We start from the raw sequence: 1,039 nt of genomic DNA on the forward strand, positions 1-1,039 counted from the left end.
AGGTCCAGGCGATACTCTAACAGAAGTGATTATACACGGACATTCTTTTTTAGTTGGTACAAATGACTCTAATTTATCCACGAAAGAACAAGTCAAAAAAATTGTACTATCCTGAAAGCTATTCATAACTTTCGTTTTTGAACTAACGGGTGCGTTAGCTTTAGATCAAGCTGTCTTTAAGGCAGCCTTTTCTTTATGCAACAGTTGAATTGAAGAAGATGGTAAAATTAATAGCAAAGTAATTCTTGTGGGGAGGGTTATATGGAGCAAGTAAATTTTTTTGACAACAGTCTTTTTTACGAAAAGGTAAAGAAAACTTTCTACTTACACAAAAAGTTAATCAAAGAACATTTGCCAGAAGCTGATGTCCAGCACGTTGGAAGTACAGCTGTCCCTAATTGCCTTACAAAGGGTGATTTAGATATACAAGTGCGTGTTACTACTGAACAATTCCCAATGGCAGTTCAGACACTTTCAGCCTTATATGAACTAAATGAAGGTAGTGTCAAAACCGACAGTTTCAGGGCATTTAAAGATGATTCAACCGTTCCTCCTCTCGGTGTGCAATTAAATGTAATTAATTCTGAATTTGATTTCTTTTGGAAGTTCCGAGATGTTTTATTAATAAATGATAAATATCGAAAGGAATACGATGATTTAAAGAGGAATTACGAAGGAAAAGAAATGGATGAGTACAGGGAAGCCAAAAATGAGTTTTTTCAAAGAATTATTGAAACACCAGAGTTTAAAAAACTGTGATCCTTAATTAACTAACGGGTGCGTTCGTATTATAAGGTTAGCCAGTTTTTACTGGTTGACCTTTTTTAAATAGAATCTATTATATCAGTAGCCAGGGTAGGACGTACGGGTGCGTGGGACTTGATCCCGTGAACTAAACAGTCCGCCCCCTACTTGTAGAAACATGTTTGAGGCTGGTTGGGACGAAGATCTCGTATAACAAGCGAAGCTATGACACTACATGGAGGACTAGGGGTACTGGTTAGTAAGTAGAGGAGGAAAAAACAATGAATCCAGTTGT

The 1,039-nt window shown here is 36.9% G+C and carries 1 protein-coding gene; it reads left to right on the forward strand.

All coding sequences use genetic code 11. From position 1 onward, the window contains the following. Positions 1–261: 261 nt before the first annotated feature. Entirely contained in the window at positions 262–759 is a 498-nt protein-coding gene (locus tag ACFVSH_RS27010; protein ID WP_387708922.1) for a GrpB family protein, read from the forward strand. Positions 760–1,039: the final 280 nt, after the last annotated feature.

This window comes from Peribacillus sp. NPDC058002, assembly GCF_042886655.1.
Classification (GTDB): domain Bacteria; phylum Bacillota; class Bacilli; order Bacillales; family DSM-1321; genus Peribacillus; species Peribacillus aracenensis.

Bases quoted from the DNA above. Each gene is read 5' to 3' on its own strand.
- ACFVSH_RS27010 (WP_387708922.1), top strand. From the start codon at position 262: ATGGAGCAAGTAAATTTTTTTGACAACAGTCTTTTTTACGAAAAGGTA.